Annotated in this window: 1 protein-coding gene; it reads left to right on the top strand. The window is 55.4% G+C overall.

Features of this window, described 5'->3' with window-relative positions:
• Positions 1-703 (top strand): hypothetical protein (locus tag E1297_RS48925; RefSeq protein ID WP_209015568.1); only part of this gene is annotated, 703 nt, incomplete at its 5' end.
• Between the last annotated feature and the right edge of the window lie 181 nt (positions 704-884).

The raw sequence follows: 884 nt of genomic DNA, 5'->3' as shown, positions 1-884 counted from the left end.
AATGTGCGAAAAATTTTATACGTTATCCGGTAGTTTGGTTGCGTCCGGACAGCATTTCGATACGTTCCACATCGTCCAGCAAGGCGTTGCCGCCGGCGACGCGGATGTTCAGGTTCAGATCGATGTTCAGAGTGTCCATGGCAACAGCGGGCATCATGTCGACCACACGGTTCTGCAGGGTATCACTTTCACACCCGTGGTCCCCGTCCAGCATGATGCACCGGACGATGTTGACACGGATGAGGTCACGCTCGACCTGACAGACGCCAGTACCGCGTCGGAGCCCGTGCATGATATGGACAGCACTGCAATGGCCTTCGCGGACACCAGCGACGGGTCCGATGACAACGACGCCAACACAGCTCCAACTCCGGCTCCAGAGGAATCTGTCGCCGTTGGAATGGACCGGCTGGCCTCCTACTTCGACGCGATCGGCCATGATCCGGCCGCCGCTCCAGCCCCGTCTGCACCTGTCTCATATCTGAGCAGCTATCTTGATGCGGTAGGCGCTGACCCTGGCGCGGTGGCGCCAGCGGCACCTGATGTTCCAGACCCCGCAGCCTTGACGGCTGAAGATGCTGATGGCCCTGACGAAACCGGATTGCAAGGCACCTCCGTACCTGATCCGGACCAAGACCTGATGCCTGACTTACCGGATCCGGTTGTTCAGGATCCGAATGACGACACCTCGCAATATGGGTAAGGGCTCACTTTTCTTGCGTTGTCCTGCTTATGTCCTATTTGCGAGGCTTTGATTCATCATCTTGTCATCCGCATTATGTGAGAAGGTTTGCTCATTTGCCAGACTGATAAACAGGATAAGTTAGCAATATTTTCTATCTATACTCGGAGACCTCTAAGAGCCTGATTCAAAAGTTCACGCG

This window comes from Roseibium sp. RKSG952 (genome assembly GCF_009711355.1).
The sequence above is the reverse complement of the archived record's forward strand: the minus strand, read 5'-3'. Positions and strand labels throughout refer to the sequence as shown.